Origin of the sequence: Rhodococcus sp. IEGM 1381 (assembly GCF_030056795.1) — a bacterium.
In the GTDB taxonomy this organism is placed as follows: domain Bacteria; phylum Actinomycetota; class Actinomycetes; order Mycobacteriales; family Mycobacteriaceae; genus Rhodococcoides.
Genome location: NZ_JASHKQ010000013.1, coordinates 1 through 18,234 on the forward strand (window position 1 = coordinate 1; position 18,234 = coordinate 18,234).

20 protein-coding genes and 1 riboswitch are annotated in these 18,234 nt (G+C 64.5%); of the genes, 13 read left to right on the forward strand and 7 right to left on the reverse strand.

What is annotated here, in order from left to right:
• Positions 1-301 precede the first annotated feature (301 nt).
• A complete protein-coding gene (locus QM797_RS20750) occupies positions 302-844 on the forward strand; it encodes a Rossmann-fold NAD(P)-binding domain-containing protein (protein ID WP_283277553.1) in 543 nt (180 codons plus the stop codon).
• Positions 845-895: 51 nt separating this feature from the next.
• On the opposite strand, the gene QM797_RS20755 is transcribed toward QM797_RS20750, so the two are convergent.
• The 4 genes from QM797_RS20755 to QM797_RS20770 all read right to left on the reverse strand — a co-directional run bounded on the left by QM797_RS20755 (position 896) and on the right by QM797_RS20770 (position 3,891).
• A complete protein-coding gene (locus QM797_RS20755) occupies positions 896-1,450 on the reverse strand; it encodes a DUF6764 family protein (RefSeq protein WP_283277554.1) in 555 nt (184 codons plus the stop codon).
• 551 nt (positions 1,451-2,001) lie between these two features.
• On the reverse strand, positions 2,002-2,469 hold the full coding sequence (locus QM797_RS20760) for a MerR family transcriptional regulator (protein WP_283277555.1): 468 nt from the start codon (positions 2,467-2,469) through the stop codon (positions 2,002-2,004).
• A gap of 29 nt (positions 2,470-2,498) precedes the next feature.
• A complete protein-coding gene (locus QM797_RS20765; RefSeq protein WP_283277556.1) occupies positions 2,499-3,383 on the reverse strand; it encodes an SDR family NAD(P)-dependent oxidoreductase in 885 nt (294 codons plus the stop codon).
• Positions 3,384-3,426: 43 nt separating this feature from the next.
• Positions 3,427-3,891 carry a tRNA (cytidine(34)-2'-O)-methyltransferase gene (locus QM797_RS20770; protein ID WP_283277648.1) on the reverse strand — a complete coding sequence of 155 codons (465 nt, stop codon included), beginning with the start codon at positions 3,889-3,891 and terminating at the stop codon, positions 3,427-3,429.
• Positions 3,892-3,924: 33 nt separating this feature from the next.
• Here QM797_RS20770 and QM797_RS20775 point away from each other — a divergent pair, with 33 nt between their 5' ends.
• Genes QM797_RS20775 through QM797_RS20785 form a run of 3 tightly spaced genes read left to right on the forward strand, consistent with a single transcriptional unit; the run spans position 3,925 to position 5,775 of the window.
• On the forward strand, positions 3,925-4,533 hold the full coding sequence (locus QM797_RS20775; protein ID WP_283277557.1) for a pentapeptide repeat-containing protein: 609 nt from the start codon (positions 3,925-3,927) through the stop codon (positions 4,531-4,533).
• Positions 4,534-4,588: 55 nt separating this feature from the next.
• The gene (locus QM797_RS20780) at positions 4,589-5,446 is read left to right on the forward strand and encodes a bifunctional methylenetetrahydrofolate dehydrogenase/methenyltetrahydrofolate cyclohydrolase (RefSeq protein ID WP_283277558.1); all 858 of its coding nucleotides are present in this window, start codon (positions 4,589-4,591) and stop codon (positions 5,444-5,446) included.
• 11 nt (positions 5,447-5,457) lie between these two features.
• Entirely contained in the window at positions 5,458-5,775 is a 318-nt protein-coding gene (locus tag QM797_RS20785) for a DUF3017 domain-containing protein (RefSeq protein WP_283277559.1), read from the forward strand.
• A gap of 15 nt (positions 5,776-5,790) precedes the next feature.
• Here the strand turns inward: QM797_RS20785 and metX are convergent, their stop codons facing one another.
• Together metX and QM797_RS20795 are read right to left on the reverse strand one after the other, a co-directional pair.
• Entirely contained in the window at positions 5,791-6,936 is a 1,146-nt protein-coding gene (metX, locus tag QM797_RS20790; protein WP_283277560.1) for a homoserine O-acetyltransferase MetX, read from the reverse strand.
• On the reverse strand, positions 6,933-8,282 hold the full coding sequence (locus QM797_RS20795; RefSeq protein WP_283277561.1) for a bifunctional o-acetylhomoserine/o-acetylserine sulfhydrylase: 1,350 nt from the start codon (positions 8,280-8,282) through the stop codon (positions 6,933-6,935). The genes metX and QM797_RS20795 overlap by 4 nt, the downstream gene beginning before the upstream one ends.
• Before the next feature lie 171 nt (positions 8,283-8,453).
• Positions 8,454-8,577: riboswitch (SAM riboswitch) on the reverse strand.
• Between the two features lie 351 nt (positions 8,578-8,928).
• Here QM797_RS20795 and QM797_RS20800 point away from each other — a divergent pair.
• Positions 8,929-10,071: an MFS transporter gene (locus QM797_RS20800; RefSeq protein WP_283277649.1), complete on the forward strand. Its 1,143-nt coding sequence runs from the start codon at positions 8,929-8,931 to the stop codon at positions 10,069-10,071.
• Positions 10,072-10,085: 14 nt separating this feature from the next.
• Here QM797_RS20800 and QM797_RS20805 read toward each other — a convergent pair whose 3' ends face one another.
• Complete coding sequence (locus tag QM797_RS20805) at positions 10,086-11,144, reverse strand: ABC transporter substrate-binding protein (RefSeq protein ID WP_283277562.1); 1,059 nt, start codon at positions 11,142-11,144, stop codon at positions 10,086-10,088.
• A 165-nt stretch (positions 11,145-11,309) separates the two neighbouring features.
• On the opposite strand from QM797_RS20805, the gene QM797_RS20810 reads away from it, so the two are divergent.
• The 8 genes from QM797_RS20810 (at position 11,310) to trpS (ending at position 18,170) form a co-directional block, all read left to right on the forward strand.
• Positions 11,310-11,984, forward strand: coding sequence for a response regulator transcription factor (locus tag QM797_RS20810; protein ID WP_283277563.1), 675 nt, complete (start codon positions 11,310-11,312; stop codon positions 11,982-11,984).
• On the forward strand, positions 11,984-12,955 hold the full coding sequence (locus tag QM797_RS20815; protein WP_283277650.1) for a HAMP domain-containing sensor histidine kinase: 972 nt from the start codon (positions 11,984-11,986) through the stop codon (positions 12,953-12,955). Before QM797_RS20810 ends, QM797_RS20815 begins: the two co-directional genes overlap by 1 nt.
• 88 nt (positions 12,956-13,043) lie before the next feature.
• Positions 13,044-14,474 (forward strand): DUF4153 domain-containing protein, encoded by a 1,431-nt coding sequence (locus tag QM797_RS20820; RefSeq protein ID WP_283277564.1) that lies wholly within the window; start codon positions 13,044-13,046, stop codon positions 14,472-14,474.
• Positions 14,475-14,522: 48 nt separating this feature from the next.
• Positions 14,523-14,807, forward strand: a complete 285-nt coding sequence (locus QM797_RS20825; RefSeq protein WP_283277565.1) for a DUF6412 domain-containing protein — start codon at positions 14,523-14,525, stop codon at positions 14,805-14,807.
• A 62-nt stretch (positions 14,808-14,869) separates the two neighbouring features.
• Positions 14,870-15,208 (forward strand): DUF6412 domain-containing protein, encoded by a 339-nt coding sequence (locus QM797_RS20830; RefSeq protein WP_283277566.1) that lies wholly within the window; start codon positions 14,870-14,872, stop codon positions 15,206-15,208.
• Between the two features lie 63 nt (positions 15,209-15,271).
• Positions 15,272-16,174 carry a membrane protein insertase YidC gene (yidC, locus tag QM797_RS20835; RefSeq protein WP_283277567.1) on the forward strand — a complete coding sequence of 301 codons (903 nt, stop codon included), beginning with the start codon at positions 15,272-15,274 and terminating at the stop codon, positions 16,172-16,174.
• 47 nt (positions 16,175-16,221) lie between these two features.
• On the forward strand, positions 16,222-17,088 hold the full coding sequence (locus tag QM797_RS20840; RefSeq protein WP_502942369.1) for an exodeoxyribonuclease III: 867 nt from the start codon (positions 16,222-16,224) through the stop codon (positions 17,086-17,088).
• A 41-nt stretch (positions 17,089-17,129) separates the two neighbouring features.
• Positions 17,130-18,170 (forward strand): tryptophan--tRNA ligase, encoded by a 1,041-nt coding sequence (trpS, locus tag QM797_RS20845; protein ID WP_283277568.1) that lies wholly within the window; start codon positions 17,130-17,132, stop codon positions 18,168-18,170.
• Positions 18,171-18,234: the final 64 nt, after the last annotated feature.

Consider the following 18,234-nt stretch of genomic DNA (forward strand, 5'->3'; position numbering starts at 1 on the left):
AGTGCTTGTGCTCGACATCGAGTGTGATCCAGTCGCAGTGCACGCGGTAGCAGGCTGCGATCTTGCGGGCCGCCTGACGGTTTTCTGCTTGTGCGGCAGCGGTCAACGCCTCCAGTGACACGGTCGGTACTGCCATCCCTTTTCACCCCCCGGTGACCCGAAACAAGAACGCCTGTTCGAACAAGAAGAACAGTAACCCGAGCCACCGACAGGAAACGGAAGAGGCACGACGATCGAGCTGATTCTCCTGTTCAGGGGCGGTAACCGTCGGTGTCGTTGCCTTCGTTCTATCGTTCCATCGTTGCGCCCACTGCCAGAGCGGTTCGAGTGCCGGCCCAAGCTCGTCATCGAGTTCGGTGAGGCGATAGGAGCCCTCGGGGGCCTCGAGAAGCACCCGAGCGTCGACGAGGTGCGCAACCTGGTGGCGAGAACGCTGGACGGGATATCGTCGGTGCATCGCCTGAGTTCGAGGAAACCGGGCTCGCGCATTGTCTTTCTCGCCAGCCATCAGGCGCATTTTCACGGCCGCAAGCCGGTCCCGGTCGAGTGCGAGCCCATTGCCGCGAGCAAGCGTGCGGGAAAATACGGCCTGCGCGATTCGATCCCCGATTTCAATTCGCGCGGAATCGAATTGGTCGTCGTCTCGGGTGACATGATCGACGGAACCACCGTCGTCACTCTGCTGGAACGTCGAAACCCCGACGCGGTGGCCGCTCGCACCGCATGCGGTGCGCTTCCGACAGTCGCTGAATTCGCTACGGCTGTGGTGGCAGCATGCGTCGATGCGATCGAACGATCAGGGCATGTTGTCTACGTGGGCGGAGCCGATTACCTCGAGCAGTAGCTGGGGGTAATCGGCTCCGTTCGACCCGACGAGAATTGTGTCCCTGAAGAATCAGCTACCGAGGACGCAGAACTGGCCGCTGGAAAGATTCAGAGCGAGAGACAGCGGGCCGACGCAATCGACACCCTGACCCTCGGATGTGGCACCGGATCCCCATCCGGCGACGGCGAGAGTCGTCTGGCCGGCGTCGGCCCAGGAGTGTGCGATGCCCCCGCCGAGCGCGAGGGCGTAGGCCGTGCCCGCATTCTTGCTCGCTCCGAGTGCGACGCCGAATCCGTTGGCATACGTGGTCGTCGCGCCGGGACCGTCGTTGACGCTGACCGCCGTGCCACTGTCGGCAGCCCCGGCCGTGGCCCGACCGGTGCCGTTCGAGGTGGCGCCGCAGCTCGCGGTGCCGTCGACCTGGATGTCGTTGGCCGAAGGCGGAGACACGCAGTTGACGGGGGCGGCCGACGCGGTGCCGGCACCCACCAGCGCCGCGGCGGTCATTCCTGAGCCGAGAGCGAATATTGCTGCGGTGCGGGCAATTCGGCTACCGAACCGACTCGACGTGCGCGTGGTGGAGGAGGAGGGCGAAGAACGGCGGGGCTGGGAAACAGAGAACAACAGAAAGCTCCTTCACGAGCGAAACGGGTCGGTGCGGCACACGGTACCCCGCTCGAGTCGTTCACGGCAGCAAGCCGCTGCGGTTTGTGTAACGGTGCCGCTGACATCCGGGAATGAATCGCCGTGGAAGTCCGATTTTCCGTACCCTCGCCGCGGCTGTCGTGGCCGCCGGTCATGCGTCCACGGCACTGTTCTGCTGTACGGTAGATCAATCGAATTCTCCTCCATCGCTTCGTATTTCGGCGTTCGGATCAGCACGCTCTGGCACGCCGGACTCGGCCGGCGGCGGGGCACGGACGCAAGCGCCGATGCCCGCCGATCGCAAGGAAATCGTTACCGACAGCTGTCGACCGCCGCTGGGCTCAGACGCGTCGAACATTGCCGATGTCATCGAGACAGGATCGACAGTATCGAGCCGTCAGGGCACGTGCGACGGTTCGTTGTCACAGAAGAACCGCCTGGCCATTTATCGACGCTCACAATTGATTTCGCGTCCGAGGAAGGGGACGGCCCGCCCGAACCGGTCCGGGCTTCGCCTTGACCTCGCAGCCTCAGGGTCCGGTTGTACCGCCGTAGGTGGCAATTTTGTATTCGGTTGCCACCAGCGAGAGTTGCAGTTCTCGGATGCGGCGTCGGACGGTGTCTCGATGCTCTACGAGCATGTCGAGTCGTTCCGGAACGGTGTGCTCCCCGCCGTCGACCAGTTCGACATAGTGCTGCAAGTCGCGCATCGGCATGCCCGACAACCGCATGCGGGTGAGGAACACGAGTCTGCGAACAGCTACGTTGTCGTAGCTTCGATGGTCGAGCCCATCGCGGGCCACCTCGATCAGGCCACACCGTTCGTAGTAGCGGAGAGTGTGTGCTGAGATATCGAGGAGTTCGGCAACCTCGGCAATGCCGAGGGGTTCGGCGATCTCACCGGGTTCGATCAGCTCGTGCACCAGGTCGACGGTCAGCGGTACGTCCGAATCGGCCGCGGCTGCCAGCGCCTTGTTCATCAGATCCATCGTCGCCATGGGTACAGAAGATAGTCCGGCCGGTGGCGTCAGGCCGGGCGGACGGACTCGGGTACGCCCGGGAAGTCCGCGCTCTCCGACAACTCCGCGTGGGTTTCGAGCGAGGACAGTTCTCTGCGGTACGACTCGTGAAGCCGACGGACCGCTTCGCGTCCGAGAGGAATGCGCAGGGGAGCAGATTCGGCCTCGACCAGGTCACGGATGATTCGAGCCGCGCGGTTCGGATCGCCTTCCTGTCGACCGTTCGCGGAGAGCATGTCGGCTCTCATCGCGCCGAGAGCGTCGGCGTACACAACGCCGGATGCGGCTTGTTCGAGCACGTCGGCACCGTTGAAGCCGGTTCGAAAGCGGCTCGGCTCGACGATCAGAACTCGAATCCCGAACGGTGCGACCTCGCCGGACAGTGCCTCCGACCAACCCTCCAGTGCGAATTTTCCAGCCGAGTAGGAACCGGCTCCGGGAAACGAGATGCGGCCGCCCTGGCTACTCATCTGCACGATCGTTCCTGTGCCCCGCGCACGCATTCCCGGCAGCACGGCCCTGGTCAGGGCGGCGGGTCCGACGACATGCTGTTCGAGCATGTCGCGCAGTCGTGCGTCGTCGATTTCCTCGGCAGCACCGATCTGCCCGACGCCACCGTTGTTGACGAGCACGTCGACCCGTCCGAATCGATCGATCGCCCTCTCGACGACGGTCGGCGCGGATGCGGTGTCTCGGACGTCGAAAGCAATGGGCAGTAACGACTCCGGGAACTCGGCCATCAGGTCGCCGATACGTTCGGGGCGCCGCATGGCCGCGACGACGGTGTCGCCTGCTTCCAGGGCCGCTACGGTCAGCGCCCGTCCCAACCCGGACGATGCCCCGGTGATCAGCCAGTTGCGAGTGGGTCGTGGTGTCGCGGGTGTTTGTGTCATGAACGGCAAGCTAGGGCTTCGAGCGCACTCGAACGCAAACCCGTCAGACGCTGCCCTCGTACCCGTGTTGCCGCCATGCCTCGTACATCGTCACCGCCGCTGCGTTGGCGAGGTTGAGCGATCGACGGCCGGGAATCATCGGGATGCGAAGGCGATCGGTCACGTGCGGGTCTTCGAGGACCTCGTCGGGGAGTCCTGTGGGTTCCGGCCCGAAGAGGAGGACATCGCCGGGCTCGTACGCGACGTCGGCGTAGGAGCGTGTGGCGTGGGCGGTGTAGGCGAACACTCGCGTCGGTGCCAGAGCAGACCAGGCCGACGGCAGGTCTCGGTGCACGGTGACGGACGCCAGATCGTGGTAGTCCAAGCCGGCCCGTTTGAGTTTCGGCTCGGACATGTCGAAACCGAGGGGACCCACCAGGTGCAGTTCGCATCCGGTGCCGGCGACCAGGCGAATTGCGTTGCCGGTGTTCTGGGGGATTCGGGGCTCGAAGAACATCAGTCGAAACACCCGGTTCACTCTGCCACCACGAACCGGGGAAGTATGGGGCAGGTGGACGACGAGCAGATCATCGGTGAAGATTTTTCCGACACTCGACTGGACGGGCAGGAATGGAACGGCAGGCAATTCGTCCGGTGCACCTTTCGTGATGCCGACATGAGTGGAGTGCGAACCGACTCGGTCGTGTTCACCGAATGCGATTTCACCGGCACCGACCTGACCGAATCGATCCACACGAATTCTGCCTTTCGCTCGTGCACCTTCACTCGGACGAATCTGCAGCACAGTACATTTCGGCACTCGACCATGATGGGTTCGGTGTTCGTGGACAGCCGGATGCGGCCCGCGACCTATGACGAGGTCGATTTCACTCTCGCGGCGTTGGGGAACGTCGACCTGCGCGGTCTCGACCTCACGGGGTGCCGGATGCGGGAGGCGAACCTGGTGTCTGCAGATTTTCGGAAAGCAACAGTGCGCTCGGTCGATTTCGCGGGAGCCCGCACCGTCGACGCCAAGTTCGACGAGGCCGATCTACGCGGAGCAGTGGTCGATCCGTCTCTGTGGGTCAGCGCGAGTGTGCGGGGTGCCAAGATCGAGCTGATGCAGGCCGTGGCATACGCGGGAGCGCACGGTCTCGTCGTGGAGGGCTGACGCGGTCTTCGGACCGGCGCGGCACGGCCGACCCCGAGCCTGGAACAATAGCCCTGTGACTGCAACGATCCTCGATGGCAAAGCGACCCGTGACGAGATATTCGTCGATCTCACCGCCCGCGTGGCGGCGCTGCGGGAGCAGGGCATCACCCCGGGACTGGCCACAGTCTTGGTGGGCGACGACCCGGGATCTGCGGCGTACGTCCGTGGCAAGCACAACGACTGCGCCAAGGTCGGGATCACCTCGATTCGTCGCGATCTGCCCGCGGACATCACCCAGTCGGATCTCGAAGCAGTCATCGACGAACTCAACGCCAACCCCGACTGCACCGGATACATCGTGCAGCTGCCGTTGCCGAAGCATCTCGACGAGAATGCTGCTCTGGAGCGGATCGATCCGGATAAGGACGCCGACGGCCTCCATCCGATCAACCTGGGACGTCTGGTGCTCGGTAAGGACGCTGCGCTGCCGTGCACGCCGCGTGGCATCGTGCACCTGCTGCGTCGTTACGACGTGACACTCGACGGCGCGCACGCGGTGGTCATCGGCCGCGGCGTCACTGTAGGTCGACCCATCGGGCTGTTGCTCACGAGGCGGTCGGAGAACGCTACGGTAACGTTGTGCCACACCGGAACTCGCGATCTTGCTGCCGAGGTCTCGCGCGCCGATATCATCGTTGCCGCCGCCGGAGTTCCCGGATTGATCACCCCAGACATGGTCAAGCCCGGTGCCGCCGTGCTCGATGTCGGCGTGACCCGCACCGAGGACGGATTGCGCGGGGACGTCGCCGACGGTGTTGCCGATGTGGCAGGTTTCCTCTCGCCCAACCCCGGTGGCGTCGGACCCCTAACCCGAGCCTTCTTGCTCACCAACGTCGTCGAGCGTGCCGAGCGCACCGCAGCCGAGAGCTGAGCGATCCGAGCATGAACGCCGCCAAGGATTCACGGGCTGAATCCGATCAGGGATTTCGTGCAGCCGTGGCGCGTAACCTACCGATCGTCGCGGTGTCGGTCGTCGTGCTTGCTGCGCTCGTTCTGGTGCTGGCGGATCGCTGGCGGCGCGGCGCGTTCATCTTCGGTTGTGCGGCATTACTGGCCGCGGTGCTGCGGTTGTGCCTGCCGGAATCCCGGGTCGGAACCCTCAGCGTGCGCAGTCGTGGATTCGACGTGCTCGCGTTGGGCTGCGTCGGCGGAGCGATCGTGTTCTTGTCGCTGTCGATCGACCCACTGGGAACCGACTGATCTTGCCCGTCGGTTTCAGCGGCGTCCGAGGCGAGCGAGTTCCATCGTCTCGGCGAGCAGTTTCGCCACGGAATCGGCTTCGGTGAGGAACCCGTCGTGACCGTCGCGAGATTGGATAACTTCGAGTCCGCGGCACTGGGGGAGTTCGCGAGCGATCTCCTTCTGCAAGCGCAGTGGATAGAGACGATCCGAATCGACTCCGCCGACGATGGTCGGAACCGGTACCGACGCAAGAGCTTCGGCTACACCGCCGCGGCCACGACCCACATCGTGACGGTTCATTGCCTCGGTGAGTAGGACATACGTCGCCGCGTCGAATCGATTGACCAGCTTTGCGGCCTGATGCTCGAGGTAGCTCTGTACCGAGTAGCGGCCGCCGGCCCACGGATCTTCGTCGTTCTGCGGAGAGTTGCCGAACCGGATGTCGAGTTCGCTCTCGGTGCGATACGTCAGATGCGCGATGCGTCGCGCGATACCCAGTCCGGCCGTCGGAGACGTGCCGGTGGCGTGGTAATTGCCACCGAGCCACCCCGGATCCGCCTTGATCGCGGCGATCTGCGTTGTCTGCGTGCCGATCTGGTCGGCTGTTGCCCGGGCTCCAACGGCCAGAACGAGTGCCGCTGCCACTCGATCGGGGCGACTCACTATCCACTCGAGGGTGCGCATGCCGCCCATCGAGCCGCCGACGACAGCGGCGAAGCGGTCGATGCCCAAAGCGTCGGCGACGGCTGCCTCGGCCGCGACCTGGTCACGGATGGAGATTTCGGGGAACGTCGACCCATACGGTGTGCCGTCGGGCGAGATACTGCTCGGTCCGGTGGTGCCGCCGCACCCGCCGAGCACGTTGGTCGCCACCACGCACCACTCGTCGGTGTCGATAGGGCGCCCGGGTCCGACCATTCCGTTCCACCAACCGGGCAGTGCATGATCTGCGTCCGGCGGGCCCGACACATGCGAATCGCCCGTCAGTGCATGTTCGACGAGCACGACGTTGCTGCGGTCGGTGGCGAGTTCGCCCCACCGCTGCACCGCGACAGTGACCTGAGGGATGCGCGCGCCGTTCTCGAGATCGAGAGCGCCGATGTCGATGGTGCCCAGACGCCCGTCCGGAGACGGAAGAACCGCCTCCGGACGAACGCCTGTGTCGCAGCTGTGACTCAAGATGCCGCCGCGCTGAAGCCGACCTCGAGATCGGCGATGATGTCGTCGATTCCTTCGATTCCCACGGCCAGACGAACCAGACCTGGCGTCACTCCCGATGCCAGCTGCTCGTCGGGAGTCAGCTGGGAATGGGTGGTGGACGCGGGATGAATGACGAGTGAGCGCACGTCTCCGATGTTAGCGACGTGGCTGTGCAGTGTGAGCGCGTTGACGAACTTCTTGCCCGCGTCCACGCCGCCCTTCAACTCGAACGCGACGATCGCACCTTGCCCCTTGGGCAACAACTCCTGGCCGCGTCGGTACCACGGCGACGATTCGAGTCCGGCGTAGTTGATCGAGACGACATCGTCGCGGCCGGCGAGGAACTCGGCCACCTTCTGAGCGTTCGCCACGTGCCGCTCGATTCGGAGGCTCAACGTCTCGATGCCCTGGCTGATGAGGAAGGCGTTGAACGGGGAGACCGCCGCACCGATGTCACGCAGCAGCTGCACGCGTGCTTTCAATGCGAATGCAGGTGCGCCGAGATCGGCGAAGACCACACCGTGGTAGCTGGGGTCCGCGGTGGTGAAGTTCGGGTGACGGCCCTGCGTCCAATCGAAGGTGCCACCGTCGACGATGACGCCCGCGATCGCCGTGCCGTGCCCGCCCAGGTACTTGGTCGCCGAGTGCACGACGATGTCGGCACCGTGCTTCAACGGCTGCAGCAGGTACGGCGTTGCCACTGTGTTGTCCACGATCAACGGGATGCCGTTTTCGTGGGCCACCGCCGAGATGCCGGGGATGTCGAGAATGTCGTTCTTCGGGTTGGAGATCGACTCACCGTAGAACGCCTTGGTCGACGGCGTGATCGCGGCTCGCCACTGCTCGAGATCATCGGGATCGTCGACGAACGAGACGGTGATGCCCAGCTTGGGGAGCGTGTAGTGGAAGAGGTTGTACGTACCGCCGTACAGTCGAGGGCTTGAGACGATGTGGTCTCCTGCCTCGGCGAGGTTGAGAATCGCAAACGTCTCGGCCGCCTGACCCGACGCGAGCAGCAGGGCAGCGACGCCACCTTCGAGAGCGGCGATGCGCTGCTCCACGACGTCCTGGGTGGGGTTGATGATGCGGGTGTAGATGTTGCCCGGCTCTGCGAGGCCGAACAATGCAGCCGCGTGATCGGTGTTGTCGAACGTGTACGAGGTGGTCTGGTAGATCGGCAATGCGCGGGCGTTGGTAGCGCCGTCCGGGGTCTGACCCGAGTGGATCTGCTTGGTCTCGAAGCTCCAGTTGGCCGACGGGTCGGTGAACGGATCCTCGGTGGGTGCTCCGGTGGCGTCGACGACGTCGGGGGTCGAATCGGTCATGGCTGGTGATACTCCGTTTTCTGAGACGAGTCTGTCTAAGACGAATCGAATGTCGAATGATGCTCGAGAAGTCGAGCGTTACGGGGCGTATCGGTACAGCAACACATGAGAGAACCTCCTGACAGGCCTCGACCCCAGGAGGCCGAAGATTCAGTGGGTCCGCTTCCTGCGGACCCGCGCTTGTCGATTCGGCACTCGGCGTGCCGGATCGGCCCGGTCGTTCACCCGGGGCACCCCACCGCGGTTGGAGGGTTGCCGGCCAGCAAGCCGGGGCTCGATGCTGGCACTCATGACCTGGCGAAGATCTTAGCGGGTGGGGACGTGTCAGCGGAACAAGGGCTCGGCGCGGCGGCCGGTGAGGCTCGAGCAGATGCTCGGGTGAGGACAATCACCGCGCTGCGACTCGAAAACGAGTTGCCGGAGGGAAGACAATGGTCTGGTTGGCTGTTCTCTTACTCGGTTCCCCCGTGCTGAATCGATTCGGCGAGCCACCGTTCTTGTTGTTCATTTCCCCGATCGAAACGAAGGTAGTACCGCTGTGACTGTCACCGATTCCGCTCTTTCCCGAGTCAGCGCTGTGCGCGGCAAGGTGTCGAGTGGTCTGAGTGTCGGTCATCGGCCGCACTCGACCCGTCGCAGGCTCGCCATGTTGGCCCTGTCCATCGGCGGCTTCGGCATCGGCACCACGGAATTCGCGTCGATGGGCTTGCTGCCGGACATCGCCACCACGATGGGGATCTCCGAGCCCTCTGCGGGCCACATGATCTCTGCCTACGCTCTCGGCGTCGTGGTCGGAGCACCCACCATCGCTGCCCTGGCTGCACGCGTTCCACGGCGGATGTTGCTGCTGGTGTTGATGGTCGCCTTCACTCTGGGCAACCTCGGCACGGTGTTCGCACCCAGTTTCAACGAGCTCGTCGCCTCGCGATTCGTCGCGGGCCTGCCGCACGGTGCGTACTTCGGAGTGGCCGCGCTGGTGGCTGCCCACCTCGCCGAACCGGGCAAACGAGCCAAAGCCGTCGCAATGGTGATGATGGGACTCTCGGTCGCCAACGTCGTCGGCGTACCGGTGGCAACCTGGATCGGGCAGGCGCTCGGTTGGCGCAGTGCGTTCGCTCTCGTGGCGGTCATCGGTGCCCTCACCGTCGCCGCGCTCGCTGTGTGGATGCCGCGACTCGACGCCATGCCGACCACCAGCCCCATCACCGAGCTCGGTGCACTGCGCCGGAGCCAGGTGTGGATGACCCTGTTCGTGGGCATCGTCGGATTCGGTGGCATGTTCGCGGTCTACACCTACATCGCGTCGACGCTGACCGATGTCGCCGGTCTCGCTCGCGCGCTCGTTCCGGTCGCCCTGATGATCTATGGACTCGGGATGGTCGCGGGCAACTATGCCGGTGGCTGGCTGGCCGACCGGTACCAGCTCAAGGGCACCTTCGTCGGCCTGGCCGCGACTGCAGTGTTCTTGGCGCTGTTCGTGGTGGCGGCACACAATCCGATCACCGCTCTGCTCCTGGTGTTCCTGATCGGCGCGGCCGGCTCCTCGGTCGTACCCGGCCTCCAGACGAGGTTGATGGACGTGGCCGAGGACGCCCAAACGCTGGCCGCATCGCTGAACCACGCTGCATTCAACCTGGCCAATGCCATCGGTGCAGCAGTCGGTGGAGCCGTGATTGCCGCCGGCTTCGGCTACACGGCACCCGCCGCCGTCGGCTCGGGCCTGGCGGTGGCCGGTCTCGGTGTGCTGGCCACCGCCATGTGGATGGACAGGCGCGCGGCCGCACAGTAGGCGACCCGGTCCTGTCAGCTGGTGATCGTCGCTGCCGTTCCGCCGAGTGCTTCGGTCAGCGCCGGAGTCAGCTTGTCGATGACGTACGGCAGGCTCAGCACGCTGGTGAAGTAGATCGCACCGGCCGTCACCCCGTCGGTGAAGACAAGATTGCCGTCCTGCACCGGCTCCAGCGCGTTGTACACCGCTTCTTTCTCCAACTGGGCGCGGTCGCTGGGCCCCTCGGTTCCCCAGATCAACACGTCGGCGACGTTGAGGACAGACAGGTTCTCCATCGGAATACTGGCCTGAGCACTACCGTCCGCCGGAACGTACGCGTCGATGTCGTCGGGAATCGTGAAGCCGAGCTTGGTGAGAAAGTCGGTGCTCAGTCCGTCCTGGTACGCAATCGCCTTGCCCTCGTAGAACGCGTTCTGCAAGAAGATCGCGTTCTTGCCGGCAAACTCCGGATGTGCGGCCGCGGCGTCCGCGAACTTCTGGTTCACGTCGTCGATCAACGCATCGACCTCGGTCTTCTGGCCCAGTGCGCGTCCGATCTTCTCGGCCTGGACGTCCCAGGGCTCGAAGTAGGCGGTCGACGTGTCGGACTGCGCGAGCGTCGGTGCGATGTCGCTGAGTGTGTCGTACGTGTCCGCCGTCAGGCCGGCATTGGTGGCGATGATCAGATCGGGCTCGAGTGCGGCGATCTTTTCCGTCTCGAATCCATCGCCGACGTTCGAGAGAACCTCGGGCTGCGCGTCACCCAACGCTGCTTGAGCCCAGGGCCAGGTTGCGTACGGCTGTTCGCCGTACCACTCCGTGACGCCGACGGGTATGACGCCGAGCGCCAGCACGGTGTCCTGCTCGGTGTACCCCGCCACGACGATGCGAGTGGGTTTCGCGGGAACGACGGTCTGACCGAACGCGTGCTCGATCGTGACCGGAAATGCGGACGAGCTGGACGGGGAGCCCGTGTCCGGCCCTGCGGTGGGCGACGCCTCGTCACTCGAGTTCGAGCAAGCGCTGAGCAGTCCTGCGGTGGTCAGCGCTATCGCACACACCGCCAGAGTCGTGCGTAGTGGTCGGGGGTGCATCGATACGCCTTTCGGAAGGGTTGGCTAACAAACGGAAGGATAGCCGGCCCTAAAACAGACGTGCAGTCGAGTTCGGGATCGACCTGACGGTCCGGCTCGAACCTTCACCGAACCTCCACATTTCCCGACGGAGTCCTCCATCTGCGCCCTCTAGGGTCAGTTCTCATGAGCCGCACAGTTCTCGTCGTGGACGACGAGCCCACGATCTCCGACGCCGTCGCAGCGCGGCTCCGCGGCGAGGGGTACCAGGTCGTCACCGCGGCCGATGGCCCCACCGCTGTCGAGGCCTGTGCGCAATTCGATCCCGACCTCGTGGTTCTCGACCTGATGCTGCCCGGTTTCGACGGGCTCGAGGTGTGCCGCCGTATTCAAGTATCCCGGCCGGTGCCGGTGTTGATGCTGACGGCCAAGTCCGACGAGACCGACATGCTCGTCGGCCTGGGCGTCGGCGCGGACGACTATCTGGGCAAGCCGTTCAGCATGCGGGAGTTGGTCGCTCGCGTGCACGCGCTGATTCGCCGCGCCGAGCGATCGGCGACCGTCGAATCGAACTCCGTCCGAATCGGCGACCTGCAGATCGATCACCGTGAACGACGCGTGTCCAATGAATCCGGTGACATCCATTTGACCAGAACGGAATTCGACATCCTGGCTTATCTTGCTGCTCGTCCCCGTACGGCGGTCTCACGAGAGACCCTGCTGTCGCAATTGTGGGGCTGGGACGATTCCGCAAGCAGTCGAACCGTCGACTCTCACGTGAAAGCATTGCGCCGCAAGCTCGGTGGCGATCTCATTCGAACGGTGCACGGCGTCGGGTATGCCGTGGAGTCGCCGCGATGATGCCCATGCTGCCGCGCCCGCTGGATCCCTTGCGCTCGTTCAAGCTCAAGGTCTCGTTCGTCGTAGGCACGGTGTTGGTGTTGGCCAGTGTCGTCTTCTGGATCGGGGCGGGCTGGCAGTTTCGCTACACCCTGCTCGCGGCGCTCGTGGTCTCCTTGGCCGCAACACAATTCGTCGCTCACGGAATGACGTCGCCGCTGCGCGAGATGACCTCGGCGGCCAAGGCGATGGCGCGCGGCGACTACTCGAAACGAGTGCGGGCCACCTCGCGGGACGAGGTGGGAGAGCTCGCCACCGCGTTCAACACCATGGCAGACGATCTGGAAGCCGCCGAGAAGTATCGCCGAGAACTGATCGGCAATGTCTCGCACGAGTTGAAGACGCCCATCGCGGCGCTGCGTGCAGTATTGGAGAACATGGTCGACGGGGTGACCGACGCGAATCCCGCAACACTGTCGGTGGCGCTGAGCCAGACCGAGAGACTCGGCGATCTGGTCAACGAACTGCTCGACCTGTCGCGGGTGGAGGGCGGTGTTCTCTCCATTGCCCCGGAGGAGTTCGCGGTACGGCAATTCCTCGAGGATGCGACCTCCGTTCACCGAGAACGAGTGTCGATCGTTGTCGCGCCCGGCGATTCGACCGTCGTGGCCGACCGATCTCGCATGACCCAGGTGATCACCAACCTCGTCGACAACGCCGTGCGGCATTCACCCCATTCGAGCACCGTGACGCTGCGGGCCCATCGAATCGGTGGAGCGTACGCATTCGACGTCGTCGACCAGGGCCCAGGCATCGCGCTCGCCGATCGCCATGCGGTGTTCGACCGATTCACTCGCGGCGGATCCACCGACGGCGGAACAGGTCTCGGCCTCGGCATCGCCCGCTGGGCCACCGAACTGCACGGCGGAACCATCGAAGTTCTCGACAGCGAATTCGGCTGCCACATCAGAGTGGCCATCCCCGAGCACTGACTTTCACGATCCATCCGAACCGCGACTGCTCTTCTCCGGACTGCAGCCGCCGACCTTCCATGCCCGAAACACACAAGAAGGAAAAGCCATGAGCACGATCGACATTCCGATTCATCCGAGAACGAAGCACGGGCGCTTTCCCTGGGGGCCGCGCACCTGGCCGGTGCTGCGGTATTCGCAGCCCCCTCGCGCGGCGCTCCTCGGGTCGGCTCTTGCCGGACTGATCGGTGCAGTGACGTTGGTGAACAACACGTTCGGTGTGCTGATCACTGCCGTGACCTTCGTGGTCGTCGTGCTCGCAGCGCGCAGCGGCAGGTTATCGCGGTGGGAATGGGCGGGCGTGGCAGGAGTGCTGGCACTGGCGAGTGTGTCCGCACTGAGAGCGGCCGAGTGGATCGTGACGATGTCGACGACGCTTGCCATCGTGGTCGGAGTGGTGGTGCTCTCCCGTGCCTGGACGTGGACGGGAATTGCACTCGGCGCTCTCCTGCCGTTGTTTCTACCGGTGCGCGTGGCTCGGTGGACCCGACGCGGAGCCGGTTCGATCGATCTGGAGGGGCCTCGGCCGGTGCGGATCGGCATGGTGGCCGTCGTGACTGTGGCGCTCTGCGTCGTGTTCGCGGCGTTGTTCGGTGCGGCCGACAAGCGTTTCGCGGATGCACTGGGCGCGGTGACGCCCGAGTTCGATGCCGCGTCGATCGTCGGACGCACTCTCGTCTTCGTGTTCACCGCAGCAGGTGCGCTTGCCGTGGCATACGTTGCACTGCATCCGCCTCGGTTCGATCGCCTGGCACCGTCGCCGCGTCGAACACTGCGGTTGTGGGAGTGGATGGTTCCCCTCGGGGCGGTGGTAGCCCTGTTCGTCGTGTTCGTCGCCTTCCAGGTGCCGACGCTGTTCGGCGGGCAGGGGCACGTCGTGACCACCGAAGGTCTGACCAATGCCGAATACGCCCGGCAGGGCTTCTGGCAATTGCTCGCGGTCACGGTACTGACACTGCTCGTCATCGCCGTCACGGTCGCGAAGGCTCGACGCGAGGATCGGCGCGATCGAAGTGCATTGCGGGCCCTGCTCGGAGGGCTGTGCCTGCTGTCGTTGGTGATCGTTGCGTCAGCCCTGCACCGAATGTCGTTGTACGAGCAGCAGTACGGCTACACGACGCTCAGGTTGTTCGTCACTGCCGTCGAGTGGTGGCTGGGATCGGTCTTCGTACTGCTGCTGGTCTCGGGCGTTCGGATGTCGGGCCGCTGGCTTCCGCGAGCAGTGGGAGTCGGTGCAGTTCTGACCGTGCTCGCGCTGGCGGCTCTGAATCCGGATGCGTACATCGCACGGCACAACGTCGATCGCTTCGAGCAGACTGGACGCATCGATACGTCCTATGTGGGTGGGTTGTCGGCCGACGCGGACGCAGAACTCGAGCGACTGCCCGACTACGTGCGTCCCTGCGTAGAAGCTCGCGGTCCGGTGTTCGTCGGCGATACCTGGCACCTGTGCACGGACCCATCGGTATCTGTACCCTGAGCAACGACTCGAACCATCGGGCAGGCGTCGGAAACAGGGAGGTGCGCGATGAGATACCAGAGCATGGTCGTCACTTCGTTGCTCCTCGTGTCGCTGTACCTGACGATGCCGACCGCGACCGCAGACGTGGCGCTGATCCTCGTCGCGGCGCTGGCAACGCTGATGCTGATTGCGCACCGTATCGATGTTCCGGCACTGCTGGGCCTGCTGCCGAATATCGGCCCCACCGCCGAGGAACGCCACCTCCGAGGTTCGTTCCGGCGTCAGGATCGCCCGGATGCCCCGGGCCGCCCACAGCCACGAGCACCCGGTGCACTGGTGGGGGCACTGTAGCTCGACAGTTCCCCCACACCTTCGCAACCCGTTGTCCGCGAGGCTGTCCCAAGGAACTGAAGATGCTCCATTCTCGAACCCTTCGTCTGGCGATTCGACGCTACGCCGGGACGCTGGTCGGCGTCCTCGCCGTCCTGCTCGTCGTCTTCACCGTCGTCGACGCACAACCCGCCGCACAGATAGCGATGTTCGGTGCGCTGGTCGCGGCGTCCCTGGTCGTCCTCGGTGCGCCGTCCGACCTCGCAGTGATCGCACCGCTGTCGTCGTGCGCTGCAGGCGCGGACGGGCGGAGACTTCGCGGGTCCTATCGCAGGCAACAGCAACCCGATGCGCCAGGTCGCCCCATGCCCAGAGCGCCCGGTCCGGTCCATGGACCGGACCGGTGGCTCCAGTTCTCCTGAGCCACTGCGAGATCCGGTCGAGACGCCAACCGACCGACTTCTCTCACAGTGAGGTGCTCCACCATGCTCGATGTCGTCTACTATCCCGTCTCCGCGGTGCTGTGGTTCTGGCACAAAGTCTTCGGGTCCGTGCTCGGCCCCGACAACGGCTTCGCCTGGGCCTTGGCGGTGATATTCCTTGTCTTCACACTGCGTGCGTTACTGATCAAGCCGTTCGTCAGCCAGATTCGTTCCCAGCTCGCCATGAAAAGGCTCCAACCACAGATCAAGGCCGTGCAGAAGAAGTACTCCGGGGACCGTGCTCGACAGGCAACCGAGATGCGGAAGTTGCAGCAGGAACACGGTTTCAACCCCTTGATGGGGTGCCTACCCCTGCTGGCGCAGGGCCCGGTCTTCATCGGTCTGCTGCACGTGCTGCGCTCGTTCAACCGAACCGGTACCGGATTCGGTCATCTCGGTATGACGGCGCAGGAAAATGCGAACACCGCGAACTACGTCTTCAGCGCCGCCGATGTGCAGTCCTTTCTCGACGCCCGGCTCTTCGGCGCGCCGATCTCTGCTGCCGTCAACAGCTCTCGGGAGGTGCTGGAGGCTTTCGGTCCGTTCGGGGGAGTGCCGTCGGTCTGGAGCATTGCGTTCGTTGCCGTCCCGTTGATGATCGTCGCTGCGGTGGCGACGCATATGAACTCGCGGGCGTCCGTCGCCCGGCAGGACGCAGCGGCGATCGCCAACCCGCAGACGGCGATCATGAACAAGCTCGTGCTCTGGGTGTTCCCGGCAGGCGTGCTCGTCGGTGGGCCGGTACTTCCGGTCGCGGTGCTGCTGTACTGGGTGAGCAACAACATCTGGACCTACGCCCAGCAGCACCTCGTCTACCGACGCATCGATCGAGAACCGAGTATCTCGCCGGAGGTGACATCGGCGGTCTCCGCGCCGAAACCCGGGGCCAAGCCGAGGCGTCGGTAGCCGGCCGGCGGTGACGGCTCCCACGAGCGGGAGTGGAGCCTGCAGGGATGACCTCGGGCAAGAAGCCCACGTGCCGTCTGTCGGTGGGCTCCGCTACCGTCGTCGGCGTGCCGATCACTGTTTCCACTGTCAACGTCAACGGAATTCGCGCAGCTGTTCGCAAGGGCATGCTGCCGTGGCTCGAGACCACCGATGCCGACGTCATCTGCTTGCAGGAAACCCGCGCCAACGACGGCGAACTGACCAAGGCGCTGGCCCCGGCCCTCGATGCGGGCTGGCACCTGGCCTCGGCCGAGCCGTCCGCCAAAGGACGCAACGGGGTGGCGTTGCTGTCGAAGGCGGCTCCCGATGCGATTCGCACCGGCATCGGGGCGGCCGAATTCGCCGACGTAGGTCGCTACATCGAAGGCGACTTCGGCGACGTCACCGTTGCGAGCCTGTACTTGCCGTCAGGCGAGGTGGGTACCGAGCGTCAGGACGAGAAGGAACGCTTCATGAAGGCGTTCGCGAAGTATCTGGCCAAGACGGCCAAGGCCGCGAAGTCCGATAATCGTGACGTGGTGGTGTGCGGCGATTGGAACATCGCCCACACCGAGGCCGATCTGAAGGCATGGAAGACCAACCGCAAGAACTCCGGCTTCCTGACCGAGGAACGCGAGTGGGTGACGCGGTTGCTCGCCGAGAAGGCCCCCTGGACCGACGTCGTGCGGGCGCTGCACCCGGGCGTCGAAGGTCCGTACAGCTGGTGGTCCTACCGCGGCAAGGCCTTCGACAACGACGCCGGCTGGCGGATCGACTATCAGTTGGCCACGAGTGATCTGGCCGAGCGCGCCAAGGAAGCGATCACCGAGCGGGCCGAGGCATACGACCAGCGATGGTCCGATCACGCGCCGGTGACAGTGCGCTACCGCTAGGCAGGAAGTGGGCGTCGATGGGTTCGTGAAAAGATTGCGGCATGTCTTCTTCCGACTCCATCGACACTCCGCAGGGTCCGCGTCGGCGGGTGCTCTCCGGCATCCAACCGACTGCCGATTCGTTCCATCTCGGTAACTACCTGGGTGCGGTGCGGAACTGGGTGGAGTTGCAGGACGAGTTCGACGCGTTCTACTTCATCCCGGACCTGCATGCGATCACCGTTCCGCAGGACCCGAAGGAACTGCGTCGCCGCACCCGAGTGGCCGCTGCGCAGTTGCTCGCGGTGGGAATCGATCCCGAGAAGTCGACGCTGTTCGTCCAGAGTCAGGTGCCCGAGCATGCGCAGTTGGCGTGGGTTCTGAACTGCATCACCGGATTCGGCGAAGCTGCGCGGATGACACAGTTCAAGGACAAGTCCGCCAAGCAGGGTCGCGATCACACCAGCGTCGGACTGTTCACCTACCCGATTCTGCAGGCCGCCGACATCCTGCTCTATCGGCCGAACCTGGTGCCCGTGGGCGAGGATCAGCGGCAACACCTGGAGTTGACTCGCGATCTGGCGCAGCGTTTCAACACGCGGTTCAAGAAGACGTTCGTCGTGCCCGATGCGCACATCATCAAGGGCACCGCGAAGATCTTCGATCTGCAGGATCCCACCGCGAAGATGAGCAAGTCCTCGTCGAATCCGGCGGGCATCGTCAACATTCTCGACGATCCGAAGGTGTCGGCGAAGAAGATCCGTTCGGCAGTGACGGACAACGAACGCGACATCGTGTTCGATCCGGAGAACAAAGCGGGCGTCAGCAACCTGCTGGTGATTCAGTCTGCGCTGTCGGGCGCGAGTATCGACGATCTCGTTGCCGGGTACGCGGGCAAGGGATATGGCGACCTCAAGTCCGACACCGCCGACGTTCTGACCGAGTTCGTCGTTCCGCTACGGGAGCGGATGGACGGGTTCATGGCCGATGTGGCCGAACTCGATCGCATCCTCACGGCCGGTGCGCATCGAGCCAGGGAAGTGGCGAGTCGAACGCTCGCTCAGGTCTACGACAGGGTGGGTTTCCTGCCGCCGGGTGCATAGCATCTACGGCACACCGAGTTTGGGCGTGCTGGATTTCGGCAAAGAGTACTTCGAGGCGCGGCAC